The organism is Pantoea sp. EEL5 (assembly GCF_049892805.1).
Lineage (GTDB): Bacteria > Pseudomonadota > Gammaproteobacteria > Enterobacterales > Enterobacteriaceae > Pantoea > Pantoea ananatis.
This window is the reverse complement of sequence record NZ_JBNDNJ010000004.1, coordinates 315,126-329,908: the sequence shown is the minus strand read 5'-3', so window position 1 is coordinate 329,908 and position 14,783 is coordinate 315,126. Positions and strand designations below refer to the sequence as shown.

Below are 14,783 nucleotides of genomic sequence, written 5' to 3'. Positions count from 1 at the left end.
AAGGCAGCCTGATGGCTGCCTCTTTTTTAGTTAAACCGGGCGTCACGGTCCGAGGTCATGTCATACAGCTGGTACTTCCTTCCCAGCATCTGGCCACCATCACGGGTGAGCGGTACCCAGTTAATCTGCGCACGGCCACGGGTTGGCGTAACGGTAAACAGATCCATGGGGATGGAGATATAGAAGCCTTTAGTAAAGTCACCTTCGCCATACTGTTGCGATGATACGTTGGTTTTTGTGGCATAAACGCCAACCATCACGCCACTGTCGAAGCGCTTAGAGAGATCAATCGTGACGCCTTTATCCTTCGCCAGATACTGCCCGACGCTGGCTTTCACTAAGACGTTCTCCATAAACCAGGGACGCCAGTAGCCGGTAAGGTTGCCGGTAGGCGCTTCGTAACGGGTGAATCTCATCATGTCATCCCAGTCACGCTGGCGCACATAGTTAGCATCCACGCCAACGGCCCAGTTGCTGTCTACCGGACGATAGAGGACTTCGCCGCCTACGCCGCCATACATGGTTTCCAGATAGCCGCCGTAGACCTGGCCATAGAATCCGTTACCCAGATAATCCATGTAGTTGGCTTGCAGATCGTTAACGTAAACGTTGTTCTCAACGTAGTCGCGAATGTGCGTACGCACGCGTGGCAGCGTGGAATCCGCAGGTGCGCCGTTGTAGTTAAATTTGTCGTAATTGTTCGCAACGTTAGCAAACAGGCTACCGCCTACCAGCAAGTGATCGGTGAGCCAGTAATCGACGTTGCCCATCACGCCAACCTGGTACAGATAGAAACTTTCCGGGCCGCCCACAGACTGGTTAAGCACCGGCGACAGGCTGTAACTCAGGCGCTCTTTGCGAATAAACATGCCCTGCTCGGTAGGCTCCGGATCAACCGGATCTGTGCGGACCTGTTGTAACGGCTTTTCATGCCCTAATGGATAACCCCCCAGCTCGTTGCGCAGGCTGGCAACGGAGGTTTCTGTCGTGACCTGAGGCATGTTGTAACGCGACTCCGTCACGTTTATGGTCTCAATACCGTCTGGGAGATGATTCATGATGATGCGGTTCGCGCGATCCACACCTTCACGCGTGTCACGGTATTTGGTTTGCTCGCCTGATACGTACAGCGTGCTGCCTTTAGTCTGGATTTTTGGACCAGCCAGGCCCGCGTTGTACTTCAGTTCAGACAGCTGATTACCTGTCACCGTGGTTTCCAGCAGCTTAGGTTGCGGGTTCGGGTTGTACGCAGGTTTCGGACTGTCGATATGATCCTGATGCATATCGTTGAAGTTGGTGCGAATGGTGAAGCCGAACATAAAAGTATTGCCGCGCTCATAGCTGGCATTGATATCGGCCCAGTCAGTGACGCGGTAGATTGCACCGACGTTGACCTTGCTGCGCTGCGGCAGGCGTCCGGCGAAATCATCCTTGTAATCGTTACCTTCGTATTCCAACTTCAGGCGCAGCGGCTGCCAGGGCGTCTGGTATTCTATCCCGCCAAATACCGCCGAAGGGCCGTGGAACATCTGCGAGCCATTGATCGATCCCGCCTGACCGACGCCGGGGCGCTGACAGTAGCTGTCGCTGTAAGAACAGAAGGGGTTTTTCACGGTTCCGCTGTTGCCCAGATAGCCCCAGCCCATACCCAACGTAAAGTCGAACGGCCCCCAGGCTTTGGTGGCGACCAGGTACTCGCTGTCGAACAGGCCGGTGCCGCCCAGATCGCGGGTACCAAACGAGACCTCCGGCAGCCAGTAACCTTCCTGCCACAGGCGCAGCTTCAGGTCGAAAGCTTTATCTTTATAGCTTTGGTTGCCGCTGAAACTTTCCACCGCGCTGTAACGCCGGGTGCGCACATCGGTATAACGCACGGTTGTTTCCAGCCAGGGAAAAAGCTGCAGTGAAGCAGAATAGTAGCGATACTGATCATTATCGCGGAAGTTCAGGCTAAATTCGCCCTCTTTCGCCATACGCGCGGTGGGCACCTGCATCAGGCCCACGCCGCCAAAATCAGACTGCGAAGGCGTTACCGGCGCGGCATACATTTCCGCATGGGCCTGACAGGCGCTTGCCACAGAAACAGCCAACAGGCTGAGAAGATAACGTTTTTTCATCAGTCTGGTATCCGGTGAGTCAGAACAGAAACAAGGCGATCATTCAGGTCTTTAAACGCGCCTGGCAGGCTCCACGACGAGAAGCCCGTCATAATGATGCTGCCGGGTTCGGGTTCAACGTGGCGGTGATTCCAGTAGGCCACAGGCGCTTCCCGCGTCGTGCCGTCCGGCGCAATCACAATCGCGATATTACGTTCTGCTCCAGCCAGGCGGGGGTGCTCGCTCAGGTAATCCCGTACGGATTTCCCTGGCTGCCAGTTCACGGCACCGGCACCCGCGATGGGGCCAAACAACAGGACGCTGGTGCTGGGCTGGGTAAGGTAGAGATCGTAGCTGCCTTCCAGGCGGCGGTTATCCATCGTATGCAGACGGATCCAGTCGGGATCCAGGGAGGTGAACTGCCGCCCGGTCACCCGGATACCGCTTAACTGACGAATAACGGCATCAATGGCCGCAGCCTGCTCTCCGCTACTATCGGCACGCCAGGCGCGCAACTGCGCCAGCGTTTGCTGATACTGCTGCTGCGCGACTGCCGTTGCCCCGCGCTCGGCAATAACGGCGCGTCGCCAGTCAGTCTGTGTCATCAGCGCGGGCTGAGTCACCAGCTGTGCCAGGTTTTCCACCTGGTTAACCTGTACGCTCTGGGTATCGTGGGGGGCATGCACGGTAACCTGACCTGCGGCCTGAGCGGCCAGGGTGGTGAGCAGGCTCATTCCTGCCAACAAGCGTGTTATGTTTTTCATGATTTTGCCGGCTTCAGAATGGTGATATCAACAGGGAATGCATCGGCAGCCAGCATTTGTCGGGACTGCACGACCTGACCACTACTGTTGTCGATCCAGAACGTGTTTTGCCACTCGCGATCCAGGCTGTCGATATGAAGCTGCTCATGCCAGACGCGGCAGGCAATGCGGTTCCCCGCAATATCCAGCACCTCGTCATCGCCCCGCGTGAAGGTTGAGCTCAGGGTTCCGCTATGGACGTTGCCCTGAACGGTCCACTGAACAATTCGCGTCCAGCTGTCTCCGTTGCTGAGGTGCAGGCCTTTAGCCAGCGGATCCTGCTGTAAATTGCTGACGTCTGTCAGATTGTCAGGCAGGCCCAGCGTTTTGATCAGCCTGCCATGTGCGGTGACCAGCATCGATTGATCGCGAGTGACCCACTTTTGCTGGCCATTTTCGTTATAACCCAGCACGACAAAAATGCGCTGGCCATCATTGATTCGGGCATACAGGCTGGCATAGGGCAGATTATCAATCTGCTGAGGCGTGACGGTGACATCTTCTGGCCCTTCAATGGCCATCATCACGGTCTGTTCGAGTCCTTTTTGCGTTTGTGTACAGGCCTGCAGCAGCAGGCAAACGAGCAGCAGCGGAAGTTGGCGCACAATGTGTCCCTGATAAATGATGCCAAAGTAAAAATAACCACACGAAAGTGTGGTTATGTTTAAAGCTCCCATACCCTTACTCGTTCAGGCCGCCGACGCTGTGGCATCCTGATAGCGACTCATTTACCTGCGCAAACGAATCGTGATATGCGCGTTCGCAGCCTTGCTACAGCCCGAATGAGCAGGGTACCCATCAACGCGTGGTGCCCGTTGTGGTTGTGGTTGTTGTACCAGTATTTGCCCCGTCACCACCGCCAGAAGCGGCAACACCGAGTCCTACTAACGCGCCGAGCACGCCGATACCTACAGCGGTCGTCGTACCTGCGGACATGGTGCCCGCCTGTGCGCCCGCTGCAGCACCAGCTTCTTCCGGCGCGGCAAACGCACTGGAAGAGACGGCTACGTAAAGTAATGCCAGACCGGCAATCATGCGTTTTTTCATAACAACACCTACATTGAGTGAATGAAGGATTGCTATCCGACATTTTTGCACAACAGCATAAACCGTTGACGCAAAGCCGAAGGACAGACCCATTACGGGCGCGTCCAGTATAGGGCAACAAAATACCAGAGTTCAGTAATGTAAAAACCTGTCAGTCTGTGAGGGCGTAAACGGGCTAAATTAAGTAAATTCAGCGTTAACTTATTTTAAAGGCATGGGTTTATGTTGAAAGGCCGGATATTTGTCTGCAAAGACGGAGAAAGCAAAGCGGTTTCTACTTATTTAGTATTCTTTGGTACGGAATAAGAATTATCGGAATTTCCTTAAGTGTGGTTAAATTAAATAACATTATAAAACAACAGGTAAGAATGAGTTGCGTGCCGTTTTAGGGCCATTTTTAATAAGATTGTCATGATTTAACCCCGGCTAACTTCGGATTTGCCTCAGCCTATTTTAAGAATTATCCAATCCGTATATCGACTTTTCAGATAAAAAGCGGGTTGCACTCTCCATCATAGAATAAAAAAGGCGACTAAATAGCCGCCTTTTTGTGCCTGTGGAAATTTAACGCCAACGCTTGTAGCGATTAATTAAGGCATTAGTGGAGCTGTCATGACTGGTAATATCACTGTCATTTTCGAGCTCTGGCAGAATACGGTTTGCCAGTTGTTTGCCCAGCTCAACGCCCCACTGATCGAAGGTAAAGATGTTCAGAATGGCACCCTGGGTGAAGATTTTATGTTCATACAGGGCAATCAGGGCACCCAGGCTAAACGGCGTGATTTCGCGTAACAAAATAGAGTTAGTAGGCCGGTTACCTTCAAACACTTTAAACGGCACAATATGCGCGACCGACTCGGCAGACTTGCCGGCGTCGGTGAACTCTTTCTGAACCACATCACGCGATTTACCAAAGGCCAGGGCCTCGGTCTGGGCAAAGAAGTTAGACAGCAGTTTAGGATGGTGATCGGCAAGCGCATTGTGGCTCACAGCAGGGGCGATAAAGTCGCACGGGACCAGTTTGGTGCCCTGATGAATCAGCTGGTAGAACGCGTGCTGGCCGTTAGTACCCGGTTCGCCCCAGATAATCGGGCCTGTCTGATAGGTAACAGGCTGGCCTGCACGGTCAACGTATTTACCGTTCGATTCCATATTTCCCTGTTGGAAATAGGCCGCGAAGCGATGCATATATTGGTCGTACGGCAGGATGGCTTCTGTTTCGGCACCGAAGAAGTTGTTGTACCAGATCCCGATCAGCGCCAGCAGCACCGGAAGATTCTGCTCCGCTGGCGTGGTTGAGAAGTGCTTATCCATGGCGTGCGCGCCGCTCAGCAGCTGCTCAAAATTATCGAAGCCAATAGAAAGGATAATTGACAGACCAATTGCTGACCATAGTGAATAGCGACCGCCTACCCAGTCCCAGAATTCGAACATGTTGTCCGTATCAATACCAAATTCGCCTACCGCTTTGGCATTGGTGGAGAGCGCAGCAAAGTGCTTCGCAACGTGCTGTTGATCGCCGGCCGTTTTCAGGAACCAGTCACGCGCACTGTGGGCGTTGGTCATGGTTTCCTGGGTGGTGAAGGTTTTAGAGGCGACCAGGAACAGCGTGGTTTCAGGACTCAGATCTTTTAGCGTTTCGGCAATGTGGGTGCCATCGACGTTAGACACAAAATGCATGTTCAGGTGATTTTTATACGGGCGCAGCGCTTCCGTCACCATGAAGGGACCGAGGTCAGATCCACCGATACCGATGTTAACAACGTCCGTAATGGGTTTTCCGGTATAGCCTTTCCAGTCACCGCCGATAATGCGTTCGGAAAAGCCTTTCATTTTTTCCAACACGGCGTTGACTTCAGGCATGACATCTTTGCCATCAACGATAATCGGCGTATTACTGCGGTTACGCAGCGCGACGTGCAGCACGGCGCGATCTTCAGTGCGGTTAATCTTCTCACCCGAGAACATAGATTTAATCGCACCGCTTAAATCGGTCTCTTTTGCCAGTGCCTGAAGCTTATCGAGGGTTTCCTGAGTAATGCGGTTTTTCGAAAAATCCACCAGCATCTGGTCGTCAAAGGTGGCTGAGAATTTAGCAAAACGATCGGCATCCTGGGCAAACAGGTCGGCAATTTTCGCCGTTTTCATCTGTTCATAGTGCTCTTGCAGCGCTTTCCAGGCTGCGGTTTGGGTCGGATTGATATTTTTCATGGCAACACTCTTGTTGATATTAAGAACCGTCATTCCATCGGGGTCGCATCGTACCCGGTTAGCATTTCAGTATGACCACAGTTGCAACTGAAAGGAAAATTTTGTCTGCGCCATAAAGGCACCATGATGAAAACACGCTGTTTTACGGTCAATAATGCGGCAAGATTTCAGCCTGATTCCATGGGGGAAAGGCTGAAAAGTATGGCCTGTTAGCAGACCGCATACCTTGTGCCACATCAGAAAGTGGTGGCGTTGCTGAAGCCATTAAGCACTGTAGTCGCTGCATTAGGGCAAAATTTGTTATCCGGTGCGCTCTGCATGAAAAATTGTCCCACAGCGGTCATTGACAGCAGGGCCAGAAATCGATAAATCTATGCGCGCTACTTGCGCACCCGTGCGCAAGCCAGAAGAGGCGCGTCGCCCAGGCAGTGTGTTGGAGGAACCGTATCCGGCGATAACACATCAGGGGGAGCGACGCCGAGGTGGTAAACACACGGTGTGTTGACTGTCGGCTGCAGGGGCTGAATCCTCTGGGTTGTCACCAGAAACGTCCACAGTCGGACGTTTTGCAAGGTGGAGCGCTTCTGGGTGACTCGTCTATTCGATCTTACCCGTTTCTGCTCTTTCCTTGTGCTTAGGCTGAATTACTGTTTCTCACCCGTTAACGGATGAGGGCAACGTACCCTGACACGAGGTCATACAATGTCTCTGAATCTGAATGTAGCGAAATTTGGCGGTACCAGCGTTGCCGATTTCGATGCCATGAACCGTAGCGCCGATGTGGTATTGCAGGACAGCAATACCCGGCTGGTGGTGCTTTCTGCCTCTGCAGGCATCACAAACCTGCTGGTCTCTCTTGCCGAAGGCCAGGAGACATCGCAGCGTGCAGCGCAACTCGATGACATCCGCCGCATTCAATACGCCATCATCGATCGTCTGCAAAATCCGGACGTCATTCGCGACGAAATCGACCGCATCATTGATAACATCGGCATGCTGTCCGATGCGGCCGCGCTGGCCACGTCTAACGCCTTAACCGACGAACTGGTCAGCCACGGCGAACTGATGTCGACCTTGCTGTTCGTTGAGATCCTGCGTGAACGCAAGGTTAATGCAGAATGGTTCGATGTACGCAAAGTCATGCGCACCAATGACCGTTTTGGCCGTGCTGAGCCCGATGTGGCCGTACTGGCTGAACAGGTTAGCGCGCAGCTGCAACCGCGTATTGCGGCGTCACTGGTGGTGACCCAGGGCTTTATCGGCAGCGAAGAAAAAGGGCGCACGACCACGTTAGGTCGCGGCGGCAGTGACTACACGGCTGCCTTGCTGGGTGAAGCGTTAAAAGCCTCGCGCGTGGATATCTGGACGGACGTGCCGGGGATCTACACCACCGATCCGCGCGTGGTGCCTGCGGCAAAACGTATTGATGAGATCACCTTTGAAGAAGCGGCTGAAATGGCCACCTTTGGGGCCAAAGTGCTGCACCCTGCAACGCTGCTGCCTGCGGTGCGTAGCGACATTCCGGTGTTTGTTGGTTCCAGTAAAGATCCTGCCGCGGGCGGTACGCGCGTGTGCAATGAGACGGCGAATCCACCGCTGTTCCGTGCGCTGGCGCTGCGCCGCAAGCAAACCCTGGTCACGCTGCACAGCCTGAATATGCTACACACGCCGGGCTTCCTGTCTGAAGTGTTCAATATTCTGGTGCGTCACAACGTGTCAGTGGATCTGATCACCACGTCGGAAGTCAGCGTGGCGTTAACGCTGGATACCACGGGATCAACCTCAACGGGCGACAATCTGCTGAGCCAGGCGCTGCTGACGGAGCTGTCGTCACTCTGTCGGGTGGAAGTGGAAGAAAACCTGGCGCTGGTGGCCATTATCGGCAACGAATTGTCGAAAGCCTGCGGCGTAGGGAAAGAGGTCTTCGGCGTGCTCGAACCTTTTAACCTGCGGATGATCTGCTACGGTGCCAGCAGCTACAATCTCTGTTTCCTTGTGCCGGGCAATGATGCTGAAAGCGTAGTGCGTACACTGCATCACAATTTGTTTGAATAAGCGCTCAGCCGCCACTGGGTTAAAGCCGGGCTCTGTCCGGCTTTTTCACGACAGGCCGCCAGGCGGCACAGCGTGCTTTCACAGTAGTCCCTCACTCGCTCATAAGGATATCTGTTTATGCTTGCCACCTTAACTCGTCTGTTTCCTTTGTGGGCAATTCTGTTGTCTGTCGCTGCCTACTATTCACCCACAACCTTTCTTGGCATCGGTCCATGGGTCGCTTATCTGCTGATGCTGATTATGTTTGGCATGGGCGTAACGCTGAACATTGATGATTTTAAACGCGTGCTGACGCGCCCGGCGCCGGTTATTGCCGGCACCTTCTTACACTATCTGGTCATGCCGCTGGCCGCCTGGGCGCTGGCTAAGCTGTTTCATATGCCGCCGGATCTCGCTGCGGGGATGATTCTGGTGGGCAGCGTTGCCAGTGGGACCGCTTCTAACGTAATGATCTATCTGGCTAAAGGCGATGTGGCCCTGTCGGTGACGATCTCGTCGGTGTCAGCATTGGTGGGCGTGTTTGCCACGCCGCTGTTGACGCGCTTTTACGTGGATACGCACATTCAGGTTGATGTCGCTGGGATGCTAATGAGCATCGTGAAGATCGTCGTGATCCCTATCGGGTTAGGCCTGATCATTCATCACACCATGAACAGCGTGGTGCGCCGGATCGAGCCCTATCTACCAGCCTTTTCCATGCTCTGTATTCTGCTGATCATCAGCGCCGTCGTGGCAGGTAGCCAGGGCTTTATTGCCTCAGTCGGTGTCATGGTGATTGCAGCGGTCATCCTGCACAATGCCATTGGTCTGCTGGGAGGCTACTGGGGCGGTAAACTGTTTGGCTTTGATGAGTCCACCTGCCGCACGCTGGCGCTTGAGGTCGGTATGCAAAACTCAGGACTGGCCGCCACGCTGGGCAAACTTTACTTTTCTCCTCTGGCAGCGCTGCCGGGCGCCCTGTTCTCTGTCTGGCATAACCTGTCCGGTTCACTGCTGGCGGGTTACTGGTCGGGTAAACCTGTTGAGAAAAAGAAGTAGTTTTTTGCCTGTACAACCGACATCACGGGTGCCGTATGGCCCCTGTAAATTAATCCCCGTCCCTTTCGTCATCCGGCTGTTCCAGCACCGTGTAGGCCACTGCGCAGAACAGGGAGTTCAGCCGCTTCATATCACCCAGCAGGCCCAGATGGAGTGAGCTGGTTTCAATGCTCTGCACATTCTGCTGGTGCAGGCGATTGACGTGTGAATGGGAATAACGGCGTATTTTCAGGCGGAAACGGTGTTTGGCTCGGCGCAACCGCTTCGCGCTGGTGACGTCGTGCGAGAGGAAAACCGACAGGCTCAGCCGCAGGTTTTCAACCAGCTGTTCGTAGAGTGACTCAAGCTCTTTCATGCCTTCTGGCGAAAAGGCCCGCCGCGCGGCAAGAGACTTATCGGCGACATCGCCGCTCATGCGTTCAATGATATCGCCTGCCATTTCCAGGTTTAGCGACATTTCAATCACTTCTCCCCAACGGCGAGAATCCTGCTCTGATAAATCCTCTTTGGGCATGCGCGCCAGATAGAGTTTGATGGCGGTGTAGAGCACATCGACGTCATCATCCAGCCGCCGCACGCGACGTTCCGCACGTGCTTCTCCACGAACCACTTGCAGAAACGTGTCCAGCATCTGCTCCAGCACGTCGCCCATGCGCAACGCTTCGCGCGCCGCGTTAACCAACGCCAGTGCCGGTGTATCCAGCGCGCTGCTGTCAAGGTGCCTGGGTTTCAGCGTGGTATCGCTTTCGGCATCGTCAGCAATCAGTCGGCAACACAGACGCGCCATGGCATCGGCGAACGGCACCATCACCACGCAGCGAATCAGGTTGTAGAAAACGTGAAAGAAGATCACCAGCTCTTCGTCGTTCACCGGCAGCTTGTCCAGCCATACCGCAACCGGATCGACAAAGGGCAGAATCAATACGCAGCCAATCAGCTTAAACAGCAGGCTGCCCATCGCGACGCGTTTACCCGCCGCGTTGGAGCCACTGCCGTTGATGACGGCCAGTAAACCACTGCCGAGGTTAGCGCCAATCACCAGGCACAACGCCACCTTAAAGGCGATCACGCCCGTTGCCGTCAGGGTGGCCGTAATCAGCACCGCTGCCAGGCTTGAGTAGCTGATAATCGCAAAGACCGCGCCGATCAAGGCATCCAGCATCACATCACCCGTTAAGCTGGAAAACAGCACCTGTACGCCCGAGGCCTGGGTGATTGGCCTGGCGGCTTCGACAATCAACTGCAGCGCCAGCAGGATAAGCCCCAGACCAATGCTGGTACGTCCAAGCTGTCCTGCGCGGGTTTGTTTGCGGCTGATGAAAAACACTACACCAAAAAAGATAAACAGTGGTGAAAGCCAGGAGAGATCAAACGTCAGGACGCGCGCCATAATGGCTGTCCCGACGTCAGCACCCAATATCACCACCAATGCCGGTGTCAGGCTCACCAGGTTTTGGGCCACAAATGAGGTCACCAGCAGCGTGGTGGCATTGCTGCTTTGTACCAGCATGGTCACGCCAATGCCGGCCAGGAACGCCATGGGTTTCTTTTCTACACTGCGGCTGAGCACCCGGCGCAAATCGGCACCGTATACGCGCATAATTCCGGAGCGGGTAATGTGCGTGCCCCATACCAGAAGCGCAACGGCAGAGAGTAAGTTAAGCAGGGTTAACACGTATAGTGGCTCCTTAACCATCAGGCTTCAGGCGGTTCAGATTGCCAGCCTGATGGAGAACGCAATCTGATCACGTGATTGCCGGACGCTGTGCAATTTTTTTCAGTGTTTTAAACAACCTGCGCAACGTCGACATCTCTAAATGTAGACTACTCTGGCGATCTGCATGGACAAATCCAGCCTGCGCGCACCGCTTCGTTTACCGGGCGAGCCTTTTCAGGCCGATTGGACGGTCAGCGGTAGCGCATCGCACAGGCAGAGACGTTCAGTGGGCGCGGGGCTGGCCGGAGAGGGCTGCGGGTGATACCCGGTTGCTGACCCTGTCAGGTCAGCACAGGAGCGGGTTTAAGACGTTCATGTTCTCAACCCTTCCGCCGCACGGGGAAGGGCGCCAGCTTCAGTATGCTGAGCCCGCCAGCAGGGCATGATGGACTGGCTTATCATGGGGCACATCAAGCAGTGAACACAGGGTGCCACAAAGCTCGGTTTGTTGAGGCGCCAGGCCGGGCCTTAGCGAGAATCCCTCGCCAAACACAAACAGCGGAACGGTCGTTTCTTCTGGCAGCATGCCACCGTGCGACCGGTCGTCGTTCATCCCGTGGTCGGCCGTGACGACGACCTGATAGCCTTCTGCCAGCCAGCCGGGCATCCACTGCGACAGATAGCCATCCGCCATGCGCGCGCGGTTACGGTACTGCGCAGAAGACAGGCCATGCTGATGTCCGGCATGATCGATATTCATCGGATGAATCAGCAGGAAATCCGGGTTGTAACGTAACCGAAGACTCTCGGCATCTTCAAACAGGTGCGAGTCTGGATAGCTGTCATCGACGTAAAAATGACCAAACTGAACAGGCAGGGTCGGGGCCTCAGTGTGACGATCGCGTGCCGGGACGAAAGGGGTGCGGTTATACAGCTCGCTTATCCAGTGGTAAGCGGCGGCGGCGGTGGTCAGTCCGGCATCGCGCGCATAGTGAAACACACTGCGTTCGCGGCTCATACGGTTAACGTCGTTATGAATGATGCCACTCTGCACCGGCGCAACGCCGGTCAGAATACATTCATACAGCGGACGTGACAGCGAGGGTAGCTCGCAGGTCAGGCTGTAATAATGCCCTCTGTCCTGGGCGCATTCCGCATGCAGGTAACCCATAGCATGTTGAGCAACGTAGTGACTCAGGCCGTCCAAAATCACCAAAATCGTTTTCATGTTTTCTCCTTACTGCGCCGCTGAATTTGCGCGTCTGAGCCCTCAGGGATCACTGTGAGGTTATCTGACGCGGTGACAGGCTTTGATTTCACGTCTCATTACCGCCTGCGCAGGAACTATTTTGATAGTGTGCACACACTAACTTTCTGCGAGCCGTCTGCTTTCTGGTGACGTCTCGCGTACTGCATCGCGTTTTTTGCGGCCACCTGACTCTGCTCACTGCTAGAGGACAGAAGCTACGCGCCAGCTCAGGGCAGTAAACGCCTTCATCCAGAGACGCCGGTGAAAGCATTGTCTGACGCCGTCGTTCGCAAAAGCCGAGCCAATGTAGTCTGCGGATATGAAAAATGGATGACAGGCTTAACAATCCGCGGCACGGCGAAAATCAGCCGCCGTAACGGGCCGATGTGAGCCGCCGTAACACAGCAATAAAAAACCGGCCTGTACAGCTGTGTCATTCCGCCTTAGGGAGACGGAATTCACCCTGCCTGACAGGGAACACTGCACGTCTCAACGTTGTGTCGGAGAGGGCAGCGGATGCGGTAAGCCTGACGGCTATATTGTGATTTAGGTCACACTAAAGCATGATAACGCTAACCGAACTCCATTCGATTCTCGAGGCGTGACATGAGTGATAAAAATCCTGCAGCACAGAAGATTGCGCGCCTGATGCAGTGGGTGCTGAACGCGGGGCTGTTGATCCTGGCCTTCATTTTGATGGTATTTTTGGGCAAGGAGACGGTACATCTGGCCAATGTGCTGTTTAGCACCGGTGAGCAGGCGTCCTCCTACCTGCTAATTGAGGGCATTGTGATTTATTTTCTCTACTTTGAGTTCATTGCACTCATCGTGAAGTACTTTCAGTCGGGCTACCATTTTCCCTTGCGCTATTTTGTCTATATCGGGATTACGGCCATCATCAGGCTGATCATCGTCGACCATAAAAATCCCTTTGATACGCTGTGCTACTCTGCGGCCATCCTGCTGCTAGTGATCACGCTGTGGCTGGCAAACAGTAACCGGCTTAAACGCGAGTAATCACGTTCTCAGCATTCAGGACGGGTGTTCCTCGTATCGCTCTGCGCTAAACTACCGCTCTGAAAATTTTTAGGGGAAAGTGCCATGACGCAAGACCCGCTCCGTTCGTTACGTTCACTTAACTGGCTGGCGCTGGACGATGCCGCATTGACGCAACCGCTTCGTGACTGGCTAATGGAAGAGGATTCCATGACGCGACGCTTTGAACAGCATTGCCAGAAGGTCAGGGTGGAACCTGTACGTGAGGACTTTATCTCCGCCGATGAACTCGGCGATGAAGGGGCATTACTCCCTGCCGATCAGCGTTTCTGGCTGCGAGAAGTCATTCTCTACGGGGATGAGGAACCTTGGCTGGCAGGGCGCACGCTGGTGCCAGAAAGTACCCTCAACGGCCCGGAAGCGATGTTACAGCAACTCGGTACGCGCCCGCTGGGGCGTTATCTGTTCTCGTCATCAACGCTGACCCGCGATTTCATTGAGCCTGGCCGCGTTGATGCGCTCTGGGGACGCCGCTCGCGCCTGCGACTGTCAGGGAAACCGCTGCTGTTAACGGAACTGTTTTTACCGGCTTCGCCGCTCTATCGTGATCAAGGTTAAGGGTTTGACCTGTGCAGAACACACAAAACATGACGAAATGGCAGGCTTATAGCCGCCTGATGCGCATTGATAAGCCGATTGGCGCTCTGCTGCTGCTGTGGCCAACATTGTGGGCGCTGTGGTTGGCAAAGATGGCTGTTCCGCCCCTACACATACTGGCGGTGTTTGTCGCCGGGGTATTTGTTATGCGCGCCGCAGGCTGTGTCATCAATGATTATGCCGATCGCAAGGTCGATGGTCATGTCGAGCGCACGAAGCACCGGCCGCTGGCAAGCGGTGCCGTCACTGCGAAAGAGGCCAAATACTTATTTGTGGTGTTAGGACTGATTGCCTTTGCCCTGGTGCTGAGCATGAACCTGATGACCATCATGCTCTCGGTCGTGGGCCTGGCACTGGCCTGGGTCTATCCGTTTATGAAGCGCTATACGCATTTGCCGCAGGTGGTGCTGGGCGCGGCATTTGGCTGGGCGATTCCCATGGCATGGTCAGCAGTTAGTGAGTCCTTACCTCTTGTCTGCTGGCTGGTATTTCTGGCTAACATTTGCTGGACGGTGGCCTATGACACGCAATATGCCATGGTCGATCGCGATGATGACCTGAAGATTGGCGTTAAATCAACGGCGATACTGTTTGGCCGCTACGACAAATTCATTATTGGTTTGCTGCAGTTGGCGACGCTGGTACTCATGGCGTGGGTAGGGATGATTCTGGATCTGAACGGGGCGTTTTACTGGACACTATTGCTGGCTGGCGGGCTGTTTGTTTATCAGCAAAAGCTGATCGCAGAGCGCGATCGCCAGGCCTGTTTCCGCGCTTTTCTGAACAACAACTACGTAGGACTGGTTCTGTTTCTGGGCGTGCTGATGAATACGCCGCCGTTTTCACAGCTTCTTTAAACGCCATTGACAGGACATCACAGCCAGCTTGTGGATTGGAAAGTGGGTCAAAGCGGGTAGTTGCGCCATGCCAGCACGCGGATAAAAAAGGCGACCTCAATGGTCGCCTTTTTCGTT

Annotated in this window: 12 protein-coding genes and 1 riboswitch; of the genes, 5 read left to right on the top strand and 7 right to left on the bottom strand. The window is 54.5% G+C overall.

Features of this window, described 5'->3' with window-relative positions:
• Positions 1–26: 26 nt before the first annotated feature.
• From ACPXSQ_RS17305 to pgi, 5 genes are all read right to left on the bottom strand, one after another.
• A complete protein-coding gene (locus tag ACPXSQ_RS17305; RefSeq protein WP_014595051.1) occupies positions 27–2,117 on the bottom strand; it encodes a YjbH domain-containing protein in 2,091 nt (696 codons plus the stop codon).
• Entirely contained in the window at positions 2,117–2,860 is a 744-nt protein-coding gene (locus ACPXSQ_RS17300) for a capsule biosynthesis GfcC family protein (RefSeq protein ID WP_014595052.1), read from the bottom strand. Before ACPXSQ_RS17300 ends, ACPXSQ_RS17305 begins: the two co-directional genes overlap by 1 nt.
• Positions 2,857–3,504 (bottom strand): YjbF family lipoprotein, encoded by a 648-nt coding sequence (locus ACPXSQ_RS17295; protein ID WP_033766286.1) that lies wholly within the window; start codon positions 3,502–3,504, stop codon positions 2,857–2,859. Before ACPXSQ_RS17295 ends, ACPXSQ_RS17300 begins: the two co-directional genes overlap by 4 nt.
• A 193-nt stretch (positions 3,505–3,697) precedes the next feature.
• Complete coding sequence (yjbE, locus tag ACPXSQ_RS17290; protein ID WP_026020991.1) at positions 3,698–3,946, bottom strand: exopolysaccharide production protein YjbE; 249 nt, start codon at positions 3,944–3,946, stop codon at positions 3,698–3,700.
• Positions 3,947–4,510: 564 nt separating this feature from the next.
• Positions 4,511–6,157, bottom strand: a complete 1,647-nt coding sequence (pgi, locus tag ACPXSQ_RS17285) for a glucose-6-phosphate isomerase (RefSeq protein ID WP_014606951.1) — start codon at positions 6,155–6,157, stop codon at positions 4,511–4,513.
• Between the two features lie 399 nt (positions 6,158–6,556).
• Positions 6,557–6,749: riboswitch (Lysine riboswitch) on the top strand.
• A 110-nt stretch (positions 6,750–6,859) separates the two neighbouring features.
• On the opposite strand from pgi, the gene lysC reads away from it, so the two are divergent.
• Positions 6,860–8,212 (top strand): lysine-sensitive aspartokinase 3, encoded by a 1,353-nt coding sequence (gene lysC / locus ACPXSQ_RS17280; RefSeq protein ID WP_014595054.1) that lies wholly within the window; start codon positions 6,860–6,862, stop codon positions 8,210–8,212.
• A 117-nt stretch (positions 8,213–8,329) separates the two neighbouring features.
• Positions 8,330–9,250, top strand: coding sequence for a ketopantoate/pantoate/pantothenate transporter PanS (panS, locus tag ACPXSQ_RS17275; protein WP_014595055.1), 921 nt, complete (start codon positions 8,330–8,332; stop codon positions 9,248–9,250).
• A gap of 49 nt (positions 9,251–9,299) precedes the next feature.
• Here panS and ACPXSQ_RS17270 read toward each other — a convergent pair whose 3' ends face one another.
• Both ACPXSQ_RS17270 and ACPXSQ_RS17265 read right to left on the bottom strand, forming a co-directional pair.
• Positions 9,300–10,925: a Na/Pi cotransporter family protein gene (locus tag ACPXSQ_RS17270; protein WP_041930946.1), complete on the bottom strand. Its 1,626-nt coding sequence runs from the start codon at positions 10,923–10,925 to the stop codon at positions 9,300–9,302.
• Between the two features lie 397 nt (positions 10,926–11,322).
• The gene (locus tag ACPXSQ_RS17265) at positions 11,323–12,135 is read right to left on the bottom strand and encodes an alkaline phosphatase family protein (RefSeq protein ID WP_014595057.1); all 813 of its coding nucleotides are present in this window, start codon (positions 12,133–12,135) and stop codon (positions 11,323–11,325) included.
• A 627-nt stretch (positions 12,136–12,762) separates the two neighbouring features.
• Here ACPXSQ_RS17265 and psiE point away from each other — a divergent pair.
• From psiE to ubiA, 3 genes are all read left to right on the top strand, one after another.
• Positions 12,763–13,173: a phosphate-starvation-inducible protein PsiE gene (psiE, locus tag ACPXSQ_RS17260; RefSeq protein ID WP_013024151.1), complete on the top strand. Its 411-nt coding sequence runs from the start codon at positions 12,763–12,765 to the stop codon at positions 13,171–13,173.
• A gap of 84 nt (positions 13,174–13,257) precedes the next feature.
• The gene (ubiC, locus tag ACPXSQ_RS17255; RefSeq protein WP_013024152.1) at positions 13,258–13,770 is read left to right on the top strand and encodes a chorismate lyase; all 513 of its coding nucleotides are present in this window, start codon (positions 13,258–13,260) and stop codon (positions 13,768–13,770) included.
• Between the two features lie 11 nt (positions 13,771–13,781).
• Positions 13,782–14,666, top strand: a complete 885-nt coding sequence (ubiA, locus tag ACPXSQ_RS17250; protein ID WP_029569358.1) for a 4-hydroxybenzoate octaprenyltransferase — start codon at positions 13,782–13,784, stop codon at positions 14,664–14,666.
• The last annotated feature ends 117 nt before the right edge of the window (positions 14,667–14,783 follow it).